The 861-nt window shown below is 50.2% G+C and carries 1 protein-coding gene; it reads right to left on the bottom strand.

Annotation, left to right across the window (positions count from 1 at the left end; genetic code table 11):
• On the bottom strand, window positions 1-521 hold a 521-nt coding region (locus L692_RS30215), incomplete at its 3' end, for a PucR family transcriptional regulator ligand-binding domain-containing protein (protein ID WP_036725598.1).
• Window positions 522-861: the final 340 nt, after the last annotated feature.

Raw genomic sequence — 861 nt, 5'->3', positions numbered from 1 at the left:
CTGCCGATGACGGCGATCGGATGGCCGATGACATCGGAGACCGACTCCAGAAGCGAGCGGCTGCGCACCGGGCGCAGGGCAAAGCGCATCAGCTTGCGCTGCTTCTCAAGGACAGCCTGGAGAGTACCCGTTCTGCGGGCAAGCTCCGCCCGGAACAGGCCGTTCATCTGGTCGGAGAAAGTAAATTGGAAGGGCAGCTCAATGAGCGGGAAGTTCAATTCGTCCGCTTCGGCGATTAAAGCATCAGGAACCGATTCCCAGAATCGGCCCAGCTTGATCCCAAGTCCCGAGGAGCCTCTCCGGTTAAGCTTGTGAAGCAGCGCCGACGCCTGCTCCGGGTTATCCTTGATCAGATAGGCGGTCGTGAGCAGCATTTCGCCTTCTTTGATCCAGTCCGAAATATCCGGCGCATCCATCACATTAATCGACTTGACGATTCTGTGAGTTCCTTTGGAGCCGGCAATCAGCTTGGCTTCCGACAGAGGATATATGGATAACGCCTCTTCGACCGTAAGATGCATGCAGCCTCTCCTCCAGTGTATATAAAAATTCAATTTTTTTACGATTTTTATGTTACTTTATGTAACATTATAAAGAATACACCCCCCTTTGAAAAGAAAAAAGTTAAAAAAACGCCTTGTTATGTCATGTATTTTTACATATATTTCATATTGATTTTTTCGATATTCTGTTATGCAAAAAAGCTGTCCCGCGACAGGATCAACCTCGCAGAACAGCTCTATATTTAAACTCAATCCGGATTACACGAGCGCCGGATTCCAAATCTCATTCACCCACGCCAAGAGGCGCAGGTCCTGGCCAAAGCCGCCAATGACGGACAGTCCGAGCGGAAGACCGCCA

Source organism: Paenibacillus forsythiae T98, from assembly GCF_000520735.1.
Taxonomy (GTDB): Bacteria; Bacillota; Bacilli; order Paenibacillales; family Paenibacillaceae; genus Paenibacillus_AQ; species Paenibacillus_AQ forsythiae.
This window is presented reverse-complemented; position numbering and strand designations above follow the sequence as displayed.